The sequence below is a fragment of the Wohlfahrtiimonas populi genome, assembly GCF_002006795.1.
GTDB classification, from domain to species: domain Bacteria; phylum Pseudomonadota; class Gammaproteobacteria; order Cardiobacteriales; family Wohlfahrtiimonadaceae; genus Wohlfahrtiimonas; species Wohlfahrtiimonas populi.
Genome location: NZ_MVDN01000049.1, coordinates 1 through 781, shown reverse-complemented (window position 1 = coordinate 781; position 781 = coordinate 1). Strand labels below are relative to the sequence as shown.

Here is a 781-nt window from a genome sequence, read left to right as displayed (position 1 = left end):
TCGTACAAGAAAAGCTTCCCATTAAAATAGCTATTTTAAACAATGGAGCTTTAGACTTTGTTGAATTAGAAATGAAAGCCGAAGGTATTGTTAATAGCTATACTGATCTTCATAACCCAGATTTTTCTAAACTCGCTGATGCCGTTGGTATGAAAGGTTTTTCTGTCAAAGGATCTCATGACTTAGAAAGCGTTGTTAAAGAATTTTTAGCTTTCGATGGTCCTGCTATTTTAGATGTTCATACTAGTCGATTAGAACTTTTATGGCCACCTCATACAGAGGCTTCTAACTACACTAATATGGCTTTATATGGTGCTAAAGCAATACTTGGCGGGCAAGGTAAAGACTTTATCGATATGCTAAAAGATAACTTTCTGAAAAAATAGTATAAAAATTCAGATATAAAATAAAAATGCTCGAAATTATCGAGCATTTTTTATTAACAGAAATCCACATAGCCTGTGGATAATTTTGTGAATAGTTATTGTAAATTCATTCAAATCCTAGACTACATCGGGCTGTCAATTGATAGATTAAAGATTAATCATTTTTGTAAAGCTGATAGAATCAACTGTTTTACTACTTATTTATAACTTATAAGTTTTAAATAGGTTATCCACATTAAATAACTTTAAGCTGTGGATAACTTTGTGAATAATATTAACTTCTCCAAAAACTTGGTGTTAATAGAACAAATATCGTAAAGATTTCTAATCGCCCAAATAACATCGTAAAACTTAGTACAGACAACCCTGTATCACTGATGGATGAATAGTTATTC

General features: G+C 31.0%; 1 protein-coding gene. It reads left to right on the top strand.

The genetic code is table 11. The features are described 5' to 3' along the window. Positions 1–386 (top strand): thiamine pyrophosphate-dependent enzyme (locus tag BZK16_RS13940; protein ID WP_233145319.1); only part of this gene is annotated, 386 nt, incomplete at its 5' end. Positions 387–781: the final 395 nt, after the last annotated feature.